This window comes from Pseudorhodoplanes sp. (genome assembly GCF_035565795.1).
GTDB lineage: Bacteria > Pseudomonadota > Alphaproteobacteria > Rhizobiales > Xanthobacteraceae > Pseudorhodoplanes.
On the sequence record NZ_DATMRV010000030.1, the window covers coordinates 22,678 to 35,825 of the forward strand.

Below are 13,148 nucleotides of genomic sequence, written 5' to 3' on the forward strand. Positions count from 1 at the left end.
TGCTTCGGCATCACGCCCGGTTGGGCGCCTGACGCGAAGGGCCGGTCATTCCGGCCTTGTCAGACGCCGGAAGGCCTATGCTCTGCCCGGTTTATGGCAAAGGCAAGGGGCGTGGCGGCGCATCAGATCGCTGGAACAACAACGTGCGAAGATACGTTAACGCGCTTATCGCGCTGACAAAACCGCGTGTGCGCCGCATAAAGATGCCGCTGCATGCGGCAGTGCAACCTTGCTAGATATTTCAAAAAATACCGGACAATGCAGCCGATTAACTGCAGCCGGTTACTTGCGGTAAGCCTTCGTGACCATCGGAGCCGATGGCTGGTTGTCCACGAAACGGTATGTGAGACCGAACCGCACGACATTCGCGGTCGTCTGCACATATTCGGGAACACCGGGAAGCAGGTCGTAGAGGTGATCCTTGCCGAGATCGACATACAGATAGTCCAGCTTCGCTGACCACGCTCCCGAGAGGATCATCTCGATGCCGCCGCCGACCGTCCATCCGCCGCGATACTTGCTTCCCGATCCGCCGAAGAACGCGTCATAGGCCCGCACATCACCGTAGGCGTAACCGCCCGTCGCATAGGGCATCCAGGTGCCCATGCTCCAGCCGACCAGTCCTCGCACTGTGCCGAGCGAACGCAATGCCCCGCCGCATTCATGTGCGGGCGTACCGCAATCATTTGTGCTGCCGTCGGCGTTGCCGAGAGAGAAATCGGTCGCGAGACCGTAGACCCAGCTTCCCGCCTGCCAGTTATAGCCGAGACCCAGTCCGCCCATCAGCCCTCGAAGGCTTGCGCTCCCGTCGCCCTCACAGTTATTGCAAGGTGACGGAGGCGGAGGCGGAACAAACGCGGTTTCCTGCGTCAGCTTGCCGAAAACACCGGAAACGGTGCCGGTTACGTTCCAACCGGCAAATTGCGCGGATGCCGACTGCACCCCGGCGAGCAGGGCCGTCACTACGACAACCACAGACGGAAGTCTCATCGCGCCCCCAATCCGACGGCCGCGGTACCGGCGTCGAATCTCGAGTTAGCGGACTATCGCCCTGTTTGGTTGCAAAAGCAATCGTGTGGCGACCCCGCGCAAAAATACAACCGGGGCCCTTGCTCAAAACCGGGGAATATCCGGGAACGCGACCTTCCCCGCCTTGACATGCATCCGGCCAAGCTCGGCGCAGCGGTGCAGTTGCGGGAAGACCTTGCCGGGATTGAGCAGCCCCTGCGCATCGAAGGCGCATTTCAGCCGCTGCTGCTGATTGAGATCGATCTCGGAAAACATCGCGGGCATCAGGTCGCGCTTCTCGATACCGACGCCGTGCTCTCCCGTCAGGACACCGCCGACCTCAACGCACAGCCTGAGAATGTCCGCGCCGAACGCTTCTGCCTTGTCGAGTTCGTCCGGCACATTCGCGTCGTAAAGGATCAGCGGGTGCAGGTTGCCGTCGCCGGCGTGAAACACATTGGCGACCTGCAAGCCGTAATGCTCGCTCATCTCGCGCATGCGCTTGAGCACGAGCGGCAGGGCGGCGCGCGGGATGGTCCCATCCATGCACAGATAGTCCGGCGAGATGCGGCCGACCGCAGGGAAAGCGGACTTGCGGCCCGCCCAGAACAGAAGCCGCTCCTCCTCGTTCTGCGACACCCGGCATGTGCTGGCGTTGCAACTGCGCGCGATGCCTTCGACCACCGAGATCAGGTGATCGACCTCGGCCTGGCCGCCATCGAGTTCGACAATCAGCAGCGCCTCGACATCGAGCGGATAACCCGCATGGACAAATTGCTCGACCGCATGGATAGCGGGGCGATCCATCATCTCCATACCGCCCGGAATGATCCCGGCCCCGATGATCTTCCCGACGCAGGCGCCTGCGTCTTCCGATGTCGGAAAGCCGACCAGCAGCGCACGCGCCGTTTCCGGCTTCTTCAGGATGCGAACGGTGATTTCAGTGACGACGCCGAGCAAACCTTCCGATCCGGTGATGACGCCGAGCAGATCGAGCCCCCCGGCATCGAGGTGCTTGCCGCCGAGGCGCACGATCTCGCCGGTCATCAACACCATCTCGACGCCGAGCACGTTGTTCGTGGTCATGCCGTATTTCAGGCAATGCACGCCGCCGGAATTTTCCGCGATGTTGCCGCCGATGGTGCACGCGATCTGCGACGAGGGGTCGGGCGCATAATAGAAGCCGCGATGCGCCACCGCGTTTGAAATGCCGAGATTGGTAACGCCCGGCTCCGCTACCACCACGCGATTGTCGAAATCGATCTCGCGTATCCGGTTGAATTTCGCCATGCCGAGCAGCACACCGTCTTCCAGCGGCAGCGCGCCGCCGGAGAGCCCGGTACCGGCCCCGCGCGGTACCACCCTGATGTTGTTCTCGTGGCAATAGCGCAGCACATCGGCAACCTGCTGCGTCGTCGACGGCAGCACCACGACCAGCGGCACTTGCCGATACGCCGTCAGGCCGTCGGTCTCGAACGGCCGCATCTCGCGCTCGCCGGCGATCACCCCCTCGCCCGGCACGATGGCGCGCATCGCGGCAACGATCGCTTCGCGCCGCAGCAAAACTTCGCGGTCCGGCTCGGGCATGAGCACTGACATGAATCAAATCCTGATAGGCCAATCCGGCGCAAGGTTATCCAATTGCGGCCGTTATCGCGAGGGCGCAGAATGCCTCCTCACACCGGCCGCGCATTCGTATTTCTTTCACGCTGTGACATCGGAGCGCCTGATGATCAAGGATATCGTTGTCAATCTGACCTCGGGGATAAAAGAAGACCCCGCCTGCCGCTATGCGATTTCGCTCGCGGAAGCCTTCGATGCGCATCTGACTGGCGTCGCCTTTGCCTATGACCCGTCATGGCCGCCCGCAATCACCGATCTCGGCGGCGCCGAGATCGTCCGTTCTCTCCTCGAAAAGACCCGCACCGAGGCCGCAGCAACGGCCGCCCAGTTCGAGGCCGCGGCGAAACGCTCCCAGCTCTCGTGCCAGACCCTTACACCGGAAGCCTCGTTGCCCGGCGCAACGGACGCCTTCGCAAGTCTCGCGCGCACCTACGATCTCGCGGTCCTGAAGCAGTCGAGCGGGGATGACGACATTACCTCGCAGAACATGATCGAAGCCGCGCTGTTCAATTCCGGGCGCCCGGTCCTCGTGGTTCCCTACATCCAGAAGGACGGCTTCTCGATAAAGCGCGTCGTGATCTGCTGGGACGGCAGCCGCGCCGCAGCGCGCGCGGTGGCCGACAGTCTGCCGCTGATCGCAAAAGCGAACAACGTCGAGGTCCTGACCGTCGTGACCGGCAAGTTCGACGAGAACGACGTGTCCGGTGCCGATATCGCCGAGCATCTCGCGCGCTACAAGCTGAGAACGGAGCTGCAACGGATCCCGGCGGCCGATATCGATGTCGCCAGCGCCGTCCTGTCGCATGCTGCGGATGTCAATGCAGACCTGATCGTGATGGGCGGCTTCGGCCATTCGCGCCTGCGCGATTTCGTGCTGGGGGGAGCGACGCGTGGAATTCTCGAGACCATGACCGTGCCGACGCTGATGTCGCACTGATTTCGCACCACGGCCGGGAACCCGAATCCCCGTTGAAGCATTAAGTGCGTCTTGCACACCGGCGCCCCCAAGGCGGCGGTGCGCGAAACGAACGTGTTTCGAGGTGTGAATGTCCTATTCCTTCGGCATCGAGGAAGAATATTTTTTGGTCGACCGCACAACCATGGCGGTCGCTCGCAAGATGCCGGACGGATTTTTCGCCGCTGCGAAGGCGACGCTGGGCGAACAGGTCACCGGCGAATTCCTGCAATCGCAGATCGAGATCGTCACCGCGCCACAAACCGACATGGCGACGGCGGCGATCGACCTGCGCGACCTGCGACGAACGCTTGGTGCGATTGCGCAGACGCATGGGCTCGCCATCATTGCCGCCGGCACGCACCCGACTGCGGTGTGGGAGCGCTCGCGGCAGTCGGTCGGCGAACGGTATGACAGTGTGATGGACGATCTGCAGATGATCGGACGTCGCAACATGCTGTGCGGCATGCATGTGCATGTGGAATTGCCCGAGCCTGATATGCGGGTCGACGTGATGACGCGGATGCTGCCGCATGTGCCCCTGTTCATCGCGCTGTCGACGTCATCGCCGTTCTGGCGCTCGCAGCCGACCGGCCTGCTCGGCTATCGGCTCGCGGCGTACGACGAATTACCGCGCACCGGACTGCCCGAGCTGTTCAAGACCAAGGCGGAATTCGACGCCTATATCGACGCGCTGGTGCAGGCCGGCGTGATGCCGGATGCAAGCTACATCTGGTGGGCGCTGCGGCCCTCGCTCAAGCATCCAACGCTGGAATTGCGCGCGCCGGATGTCTGCACGAACGTCGACGATGCGATCGCGATCGCGGCGCTGTATCGCGCGGTCGCCCGCAGTCTCTCGCTCAATCCCAGGCAGAACCGCAACATGAACGCGATCACGCGCGCGATCGTGCTGGAGAACAAGTGGCGTGCGCAGCGCTACGGCGTGCGGGGCAGCTTCGCGCGCATCGACGGCAACGGATCGATCACGGTCGCGGACCTGCTTGAACTCGTCATTGCCGAGGTGACACCGGACGCCGAAGCGCTCGGCTGTCTCGACGCGATGCTGCAATGCCGGCGCATCGTCGAACAGGGCACCTCCGCCGATCGTCAGATCGCGATCTTCGAGCCATTCGCCGACAATCCGGAACACGGCCTGCGGCAGGTTTCCGAATGGCTGGCCGAGGCGACCGTCAGTTGAAGCGACAATGGCGGCGCTACAGATCGCCTGCCGCCGGCAGAGCGATCTGCACGACGAGGCCGCGGGCCCGCGCGTCGATGACGCCGAGCGCGCGCAGCGACAGCAGCGTGAGCGCCTGAACGGCATCGCGTGTCTGCACGGGATCGTTGTTGGTCTCGGGCGCGAGCGGACCAACCAGCCCTTCGAGCAAGGCGCCGACCAGCGCCGAGGCGGCCACGCGCGGATCCTGCGCGGGCAAGTGGCCGGCCTGCATGGCAGCGGCAATGCGCGCCTGAAACTCGTCGGCGAGCGCGCGGCGGAAGGCGATCCGCGCTGCCTCGACATCGGCTTCGGCCGGATCGGCGATGATGGCCCACACCAGCCTGCGCTGGCGAAGCGAGCGCGCGGCAAAGGTGGCAATCGATGCGGCCAGCGCCGACACCGGGCCGGGTGCCGCCTTCCCCGCCTTGGCAATGGCGGCGACCTCGCGCTCGGCCATGATGCCGATCAGCGCAGTGATCAGCTCGGTCTTGGACGGAAAGTACCGATAGACCGTGCCTGTCGCGATGCCGGCCCGCTCTGCAACGGCCGCGACCTGGACGGCGGCCATGCCGCCCTCAGTGGCAGCGCTGCGGGCAGCGGCCAGGATCGCCTGATGTCGGGCGGCCTGCTTGCGGACAACCTGCGCGGTGCGCCGATAGGGCATGGATGGAGTGAATCATGATTCACGCCATCCGGGCAAGCACGCTTGCCGCACTCGGCTGCCCTTACCTGCCGCCGAGCGCCCTGGCCCGGATCCCCTCGATCGTGCTCACTGGCGTGATCGCATTCGGGTCGACCTTGAGATGGATGATCGCCGGCTTGCCGGAGGCGACCGCCGCGTCATAGGCCCCAGCGAAGTCGGCAGTCTTGTCGACCGTGACACCGAACCCGCCAAAGGCGCGCGCATAGGCTGCGAAATCCGGATTCTTCAGCGCGGTGGCGATCACGCGGCCGGGATATTCGCGCTCCTGATGCATGCGGATTGTGCCGTACATGCCGTTATCGACGATCGCGATGATGACCGGCAGGTCGTATTGCACGGCCGTCATGAATTCCTGCCCGTGCATCAGGAAGTCGCCGTCGCCGGCAAGGCAGAACACATTGCGCTCGGGATAGAGCCGCTTCACCCCGATCGCGGCCGGCACGCCGTAACCCATCGTACCCGAGGTCGGACCGATAAAGGTGTTGAAGCGGCGCAGCCGATAGAAGCGATGCAGCCACGCCGAGAAATTGCCCGCGCCGTTGCAGAGAATATCGTCCGGCGAAAGCTTGCCGCGCAGCCACACCATGATCTCGCCGAGGTTGACGGCGCCCGGCACGTCGGTCGCGTTCTCCGTGAACGCGACGTATTCGTCATGCGCTGACTTGGCCTCGCCCGCCCATGGAATTGTGTTCGGCGCCTGCAGGCCTTCGAGAGCCGCGGCGAATGCCGTCGGAGACGCGTTGATTGCGAGATGGGGCCGATAGACGCGGCCGAGTTCGTTCACATCCGGATGGACATGCACGAAGGTCTGCCGCGGCTGCGGGATCTCGAACAGCGTGTAGCTCTGGCTCGGCATTTCGCCCATGCGCGAACCGACAAGGATCACGAGATCCGCGGCCTTGATGCGTGCCAGCAGCATCGGATTGGGGCCGATGCCGAGATCGCCGCCGTAATTCCTGTGCGTCTGATCGAACAGATGCCCACGCCGGAACGTCGTGAACACCGGAATATCGAACCGTTCGGCAAATCGCTGGGTCGCCGCCCAGGCCTTTTCGGACCAGCGGCTGCCACCGAGGATCATAATCGGGCGCTGCGCGGCCCAGATCATCTTCTGCAGGCGCGACATGTCGGTGAGACCTGGCCAGGTCTCGACCGGCTCGAAAGCCGGCGCATCACCGACGACCGCGCGCTCGGTCAACATGTCCTCCGGCAGCGCGATGACCACGGGCCCCGGCCGTCCATTGGTCGCGACATGAAACGCGCGCGACACGATCTCCGGAATGCGCGCCGGATCGTCAATCTCGGTCGCCCATTTCGCCATGGTTCCGAAGACGGCGCGGTAATTCAGCTCCTGGAACGCCTCGCGTTCGCGCATCTCGCGTGCGACCTGGCCGACGAACACGATCATTGGCGTCGAATCCTGCATCGCAATATGGATACCGGGCGACGCATTGGTGGCACCCGGACCGCGCGTGACAAAGCAGATGCCGGGACGGCCGGTCGCCTTGCCGACGGCTTCCGCCATCATCGCCGCGCCGCCTTCCTGACGGCAGATCGTGACCGGAATGGAGCGATCGTGGAACGCATCGAGCGCCGCAAGATAGCTTTCGCCCGGCACGCAGAACACGTGTTGCACACCATGGGCGACAAGTTGGTCGACAAGGATCTCGCCGCCGGTCCGCGATCCATCATTGCTGCGCATGGTCGTGTCTCTCTGTAAACGTGCAGGCAAAGTCATGCCCGGCGGCGTGCCGGGCATGACGAGGAAGCTATTAGCGAATGATGGGTGCGAATTTCGCGGGGATCATCAGCTTGGTGACCTGATGCTCCAGATAGCCCGCCTCGCGGTTCTTCTTCAAATAGGTCTGCCATTCCGGGTCCGCCGCCATGGCTGCGCGCTTTTGCTCGCGGTCACCGGCATTGTCATAGGCCCAGACATGTACGATTGTGTTCAACTCTCCGCTTTCCGTGAACATATAAGCAACCGGTTTGCCAAGATGACGGGTCTGCACGGCGAAACCATATTGCTCGTAGATATCGAGATGGGCCTGCATGGCGCCCGGCTTGATACGGTAAGTCCGATGATCGATGAGCACGTGATTCCTCCGCGTGAAAACGAAAGCGCCCGCGGGCGCGACGCTGGCATATTCTAGGCAGACGCGCGCGGGTCAAGTCCGGCCCATTTTCACAGGCTCACACACAGATCATGTCCCAAAGCCACACGACGCAATCGCAGGATGCGGTCTTCGCGCTTCTGGCCGATCCGTCCACGCATCACGGCGCCAAGGTCACCCGCATCGATACGCATGGCGCCGTGGTTTTCCTGGCGGGAGACCGGGCGCTAAAGGTCAAGCGCGCGGTGCGCTTTCCGTTCCTCGATTATTCGACGCTCGACAAGCGCAAGGTCGCCTGCGAGGCGGAGTTGCGGGTCAACCGGATGTTCGCGCCGGCGCTCTATCGCGGCGTTATTCCCATCACGAAACAATCGAACGGCGAGCTCGCGCTCGGCGGGGACGGCGAGCCGATCGAATGGGCGCTGGACATGCACCGGTTCGATGAGCGGGCGACGCTGGACCATCTTGCCGATGAAGGCTCCATCGACGACCGCATCGCGGACGAACTCGCCCGATCGGTCGCCGCCGCCCACAGTTCCGCGCTCGCGGTCGAAGCCGATCCATGGATCGACGCGCTCGAAGGCTATATCGGCCAGAACGAAGAAGCCTTCGCCGAATTTCCTGATCTCTTTCCGGAGAACGAGGCTGACAATCTGATCGCCGCGAGCCGGAATGCTTTCACGATGCTGCGGCCTTTGCTGCGCCGGCGCGGCGAGGCGTTGCTCGTCAAGCGAGGCCATGGCGATCTGCATCTCGGCAATATCGTCCTGATCGAGGGCAGACCGGTTCTGTTCGACGCGATCGAATTCGATCCGCTGGTCGCATCGGGCGACGTCTTCTACGACCTCGCCTTCCTGCTGATGGACCTGGTCGAGCGCGGGCTTCATCGTGCCGCCAACATCGTGCTGAACCGCTATCTTGCCGAAACGCGGCGCGACGACGACCTGGACGCGCTTGCCGCCCTGCCCTTCTTCATGTCGATGCGCGCGGCGATCCGCGCCAAGGTGACGGCGGCCAAGCGCGAACACGCTGCGGCCGACGACAAGGCCGCGATCGAGAAACGCGCGAAGGATTATTTCGCGCTGGCCGCGAAGCTCATTGCACCGCCGCCGCCGATGCTGATCGCGATCGGCGGGCTGTCCGGCACCGGCAAATCGGTGCTCGCCCGCATGCTGGCGGCCGAGACCCCGCCCAGTCCGGGCGCAGTCGTGCTCCGCTCCGACACGACGCGCAAGGCGCTCTTCAACCACCCCGAGACCGAAAAGCTGCCGGACCATGCGTATACGCCGGTCGTGACTGCAAAGGTCTACGCGAAGATAAACGAGCGCGCGCTGCGGATCCTGCGCGCGGGCCATTCGGCGATTGCTGATGCGGTCTTTGCCAAGGCGCAGGAACGTGAGGATACGATGAAGGCCGCGACCGACGCCGGCGTGCAATTTCGCGGCCTGTTTCTCACCGCCGATATCGGGACGCGGACTGCGCGCGTCGGTGGCCGCGTCGACGACGCATCCGACGCGGATGTCGATATTGCGCGCAGGCAGGCGGAGTACGATCTCGGCACGATCGAGTGGATCGAAGTCGATGCCTCCGGCACACCGGAGGACACGCTTGCGCGCGCAAAGGCGGCGCTGGCCGCAGCGGCCTGAGGATCCAGGCTACCAGCCCATGAACCGCAGTCCAGCGATGATCGCGATGCCACATGCGAGCGCGACGAATTCGTTGCGCAGCCAGATCACCAGCAACGCCACCGCAATCATGGCCACCGCGGCCGATGCGCCCTCTTTGAGGACCACTGGCATGATCAGCGCCGCCACGACCGAACCCGGCAGCGCGTCCAGCATCCGCATCACGCGCGGCGTCAGCGTCACGCGGCCCATCATCCAATAGCCTGCGAGGCGCGTGAACACGGTCACCGCGGCCATGGCCGCGATGATGGCGAAAACGCCATGCGACAGGATCTCATTCATCGCCGAGCAGACCTCCGGCGACAGCGCCGGCGAGCGTGCCGGCGATGAGGTACCAGAAGCCCGGCAGCACGGACTGGACTGCGATCGCGACCAGCCCGGCGATCGCCCATGGCACCGAGCGGCGCGCGCTCTCGAACATCGGCGCCAGCAGCGCCACGAAGTAGAGCGGCAGGATCATGTCGACGCCGTATGGTCGCGGATTTGCGAGCAAAGTGCCGAATATCTGTCCGATCGCGGTGGACGGCACGAAGGTGAACCAGACGATCAGACCGCCACCGAACAGAAAGCCCGCGTCGGCGCCGCCTTCGCGCCGATAGCGAAGCGTCGAGACCCAATTGGTGTCTGTCAGGATGTAAAGGCCGGGATAGACCTGCAGGGGTGGTGCGTCCGCAAGCCAGGGCCGCATCGATGCGCCCATCAGCAGCATCCGCAGATTGATGACCAGCGTCGTGAACGCAATGGTCAGCACCAGCGCCGGCGTCACCTGCGGCGACCAGAGCTCCATGGAAGCGATCTGCGACACGCCCGCAAAGACCAGCCCGCTCATCAGCACCGCCTCCAGCACGCTGAGGCCGCGCTCGGCCGCGAGCGCACCAAAGGCGGTGCCGAACAGCGCAACGCCCGGTAGTGCCGGAATCATGGCCATGGCACCCGCCCGGACACCGTCAAGGCTCCAGGTCGGCGGAGGGCCGCCGTCTCCGGCTATCGGTTGCATGGAAGTCATGTCGTGAGCGGGGTCTCGCGCTCTAGCAAAGGCCACGCGACTGAGCAATCTTGGCGGCTGCAACCCACCTCTGCTTGCCTCTCTCCATGCTCCGACCCATGCCTCGTGCCGCCATCGCGGCGGCCGGCTTCACGGCCATGCTCAACATGTACGCGCCGCAGGCGGTCCTGCCGCTGATGTCGGCGGAATTTGGCGTGGGACCTGCGGCGATCAGCCAGATCATGACCGTGAATGCGCTCGCGGTTGCGCTGACCGCGCCATTCACCGGCGTGATCGCGGACGTGCTCGGACGGCGCTTCGTGATCGCCATCGCGATCGCGCTTCTCGTCATACCCGGCGTGATGATGTCGTTCTCCGGGGGGCTCGAGGCGCTGCTGTTCTGGCGCTTCGTGCAGGGACTGTTGCTGCCGCCGATCTTTGCCGTGTCGGTCGCCTATATCGGTGCGGAATGGCCGGCCGACAAAGCGACCGCCGTCACGGGGACGTTCATCGCCGCCACCGCGGTCGGCGGATTCACAGGACGAATGCTGACGGCGGCCCTCGCCGAACCGATCGGCTGGCGCAACGCGCTGTTTGCCGATGCTGCGATTACCGCGCTTTGCGCGCTCGTGGTGATCGCGCTGTTGCCGCGCGAGCGAAGCTTCGTGCACGGCACGACGCTCGCGACTTCGCTGCGCCAGATGCTGTCGCATATGCGCAACCCGCGGCTGGTCGCGACCTGCGGCGTCGGCTTCGGCATCATGTTCAACTTCATTGCAGCCTTCACCTATCTCGGTTTCCGGCTGGCGGCGCCGCCCTTCAACCTGTCGACGGCAGCGATTGGGGCCGTCTTCATCACCTATCTGAGCAGCATCATTACGGCGCCGTTCACCGGGCGCCTGGTGTCATCGCTCGGACGGCGCAACTTCGGACTGATCGCGCTGGCATTCTGGATGGGGGGCATCCTGCTGAGTCTGGCACCCTCATTGCCGGTCATCGTATTCGGGCTGCTGATGATCACCGCTGCAGGGTTCTACGTGCAGGTCTGCTGCCAGAGCTTCGTCGCCACCAATGCGCGCGAGGGCAATTCATCCGCGGTCGGCCTCTATGTCACCTCGTTCTATATCGGCGGCAGCTTCGGCGGCCTCATCCCCGGCCTGCTCTGGAGCAACACCGGATGGCCCGGCGTCGTGGCTCTGATCGTGGCCATGCTGCTGATCATGGCGGGGCTGGTGCGCTTCGCCTGGCGGGACGCCTAGCGAAGCGGGCTTTCGAGCGGGCCTGGCAAGCGGGCTTGGCAAGCGGGCCTGGCAAGCGGGCTTGACCCGCGCCTCGGACCTGAAACACAAATCCCGGACGGTCGCGGGCCGAGCGCGCGACCACGCATGGGGGGCAGACGCAATGAAGTCCGGCGCCGCGCTGATCGCGATGTTCATTCTGGCATGGTCCGGCATCGCGTTCGCGCAGGAGCGCAGTTCTCCCATGCCGAAGCATCTTCCGCTCGGTCAGGAGGTTTGCTTCGGACGGGTCTATGACGCGGCCCATCTGAAGAAGCATCCAAAGCAGCGGGTGACCGCCTTCCATCTGTTCCGGGACTTCACGCCCGACCCGAACAAGGAGACGCCGCAGGACACACGCGAGACTCTCGTCGCGGAGGATGGCGATGGCGGGATCCGTGTCACCGCCTATGTACGTTTCCGGGACCGGCCGGGCTTGTTCTTCAACGGCCTGCATTGCGGCATGTCAGTCGATGGCGACAAGGTCAGCTGCGGCATCGACTGCGATGGTGGCGGCTTCTTTTTGAAGGACGCGGGCAAATCGCTGCTTCTGGAGAACCGCGGTTTCGTCGTGGTGGGCGGCTGCGGCGCAAGCGAAGACGAAGAAGAGAATCGCGATTTCGTGAAGCCGGGTGCCGACGACAAAATCTTCCGGCTTGATCCGCTGCCAGCCGCGCAATGCCGCGCACTCGAGGACAGCCGCAAGCCGGCCTGGGTCGCGCTCGGCGCGCCGTTGCGCGAGCGGCTTGGCCGTGACGACGCGGTCTGCTTCAGCCGCAGCTACGATGCGGCGCATCTCAAGGCGCATCCGCAGCAGACCGTACGGCGCATCTCCGTGCTGAAAGCCAAAGGCGAAAAGCCCGAAGACGGCGAGTTTCCCGCCTACAAGCTGGTGTTCCGCGTCGAGCTGAAGAACGGCAAGGTGCTCAAGCAGACGACCACCTGCGCGCCCGATCAATATGCCTATGCCTGCACACACAATATCGATGCGGACACGGCGCGGGATTTCTACCTGACGCGCGCGGGCAAGGATCACGTCATGCTGCGCGACCGTCGCGGCGCGATGAACAAGCTGTTCGGCGCGACGCTCGGCTCGGATGACCGCGCCTTCAAGCTTCAGGAATCGCCGGCAGAGGCCTGCACGTTCTGACGCATCACGCGGTGTTGGCACTTTCATGCCAGCGCGGACGATAGCCCTCACAAAGCACCGCGACGATGGATGGCGGCGTCAGCATTTCAATGACGCCGCAAGCGGGACGTTCCTGGCTGTCGGCGTAACCGGCAGGTGACCAGCGCAGTAGCCGCTCGCCGCGCGCGGCATATGGCACTCCGTCGATCGCGATCATCGCTCCGTCCGGAAGCCCGGCGATATCGCACCGATGGATCCGTTTGCCGCGTCCTTCCAGTCGCTCGCCGTGCAGAACCGCATCCATCTCGGGCGCCCGCGCGCGCCCGCCGCGAGCGCGCGACCACGCGTCTGCAAATGCATTTGCGTCTGCGCGCCGGCATTCGAAACAAGGGCGATGCCCCGCCGCGAGCGCGGTCACCTCATCGAGGAAAAACAATTCGGTATAACTGC

Annotated in this window: 12 protein-coding genes and 1 pseudogene; 5 read left to right on the forward strand and 8 right to left on the reverse strand. The window is 64.3% G+C overall.

Annotated elements, in window-relative coordinates; all coding sequences use genetic code 11:
* Window positions 1-282: 282 nt before the first annotated feature.
* Both VNZ93_RS02730 and VNZ93_RS02735 read right to left on the reverse strand, forming a co-directional pair.
* A complete protein-coding gene (locus tag VNZ93_RS02730) occupies window positions 283-990 on the reverse strand; it encodes an outer membrane protein (RefSeq protein ID WP_325699720.1) in 708 nt (235 codons plus the stop codon).
* Window positions 991-1,113: 123 nt separating this feature from the next.
* Window positions 1,114-2,607, reverse strand: a complete 1,494-nt coding sequence (locus VNZ93_RS02735; RefSeq protein WP_325699723.1) for an FAD-linked oxidase C-terminal domain-containing protein — start codon at window positions 2,605-2,607, stop codon at window positions 1,114-1,116.
* Window positions 2,608-2,737: 130 nt separating this feature from the next.
* Between VNZ93_RS02735 and VNZ93_RS02740 the strand changes: the two genes are divergently transcribed.
* Window positions 2,738-3,568 (forward strand): universal stress protein, encoded by an 831-nt coding sequence (locus VNZ93_RS02740; RefSeq protein WP_325699726.1) that lies wholly within the window; start codon window positions 2,738-2,740, stop codon window positions 3,566-3,568.
* A 109-nt stretch (window positions 3,569-3,677) separates the two neighbouring features.
* Window positions 3,678-4,784, forward strand: coding sequence for a carboxylate-amine ligase (locus tag VNZ93_RS02745; RefSeq protein WP_325699729.1), 1,107 nt, complete (start codon window positions 3,678-3,680; stop codon window positions 4,782-4,784).
* A gap of 16 nt (window positions 4,785-4,800) precedes the next feature.
* Here the strand turns inward: VNZ93_RS02745 and VNZ93_RS02750 are convergent, their stop codons facing one another.
* The 3 genes from VNZ93_RS02750 to VNZ93_RS02760 form a co-directional block, all read right to left on the reverse strand.
* The gene (locus tag VNZ93_RS02750) at window positions 4,801-5,469 is read right to left on the reverse strand and encodes a TetR/AcrR family transcriptional regulator (protein ID WP_325699732.1); all 669 of its coding nucleotides are present in this window, start codon (window positions 5,467-5,469) and stop codon (window positions 4,801-4,803) included.
* A gap of 61 nt (window positions 5,470-5,530) precedes the next feature.
* Window positions 5,531-7,210, reverse strand: coding sequence for a thiamine pyrophosphate-binding protein (locus VNZ93_RS02755; RefSeq protein ID WP_325699735.1), 1,680 nt, complete (start codon window positions 7,208-7,210; stop codon window positions 5,531-5,533).
* Window positions 7,211-7,280: 70 nt separating this feature from the next.
* Entirely contained in the window at window positions 7,281-7,604 is a 324-nt protein-coding gene (locus VNZ93_RS02760; protein ID WP_325699737.1) for an NIPSNAP family protein, read from the reverse strand.
* Window positions 7,605-7,714: 110 nt separating this feature from the next.
* Here VNZ93_RS02760 and VNZ93_RS02765 point away from each other — a divergent pair, with 110 nt between their 5' ends.
* Entirely contained in the window at window positions 7,715-9,268 is a 1,554-nt protein-coding gene (locus VNZ93_RS02765) for an AAA family ATPase (RefSeq protein ID WP_325699740.1), read from the forward strand.
* A gap of 9 nt (window positions 9,269-9,277) precedes the next feature.
* On the opposite strand, the gene VNZ93_RS02770 is transcribed toward VNZ93_RS02765, so the two are convergent.
* The gene (locus tag VNZ93_RS02770) at window positions 9,278-9,589 is read right to left on the reverse strand and encodes an AzlD domain-containing protein (RefSeq protein WP_325699743.1); all 312 of its coding nucleotides are present in this window, start codon (window positions 9,587-9,589) and stop codon (window positions 9,278-9,280) included.
* Complete coding sequence (locus VNZ93_RS02775; protein ID WP_325699746.1) at window positions 9,582-10,235, reverse strand: AzlC family ABC transporter permease; 654 nt, start codon at window positions 10,233-10,235, stop codon at window positions 9,582-9,584. The genes VNZ93_RS02770 and VNZ93_RS02775 overlap by 8 nt, the downstream gene beginning before the upstream one ends.
* A 176-nt stretch (window positions 10,236-10,411) precedes the next feature.
* On the opposite strand from VNZ93_RS02775, the gene VNZ93_RS02780 reads away from it, so the two are divergent.
* Together VNZ93_RS02780 and VNZ93_RS02785 are read left to right on the forward strand one after the other, a co-directional pair.
* Window positions 10,412-11,551 carry an MFS transporter gene (locus VNZ93_RS02780; protein WP_325699749.1) on the forward strand — a complete coding sequence of 380 codons (1,140 nt, stop codon included), beginning with the start codon at window positions 10,412-10,414 and terminating at the stop codon, window positions 11,549-11,551.
* Window positions 11,552-11,693: 142 nt separating this feature from the next.
* Entirely contained in the window at window positions 11,694-12,719 is a 1,026-nt protein-coding gene (locus tag VNZ93_RS02785; RefSeq protein WP_325699752.1) for a hypothetical protein, read from the forward strand.
* Between the two features lie 4 nt (window positions 12,720-12,723).
* Here VNZ93_RS02785 and VNZ93_RS02790 read toward each other — a convergent pair.
* Window positions 12,724-13,148 (reverse strand): annotated as a pseudogene (locus VNZ93_RS02790) (hypothetical protein); the annotation flags it as partial.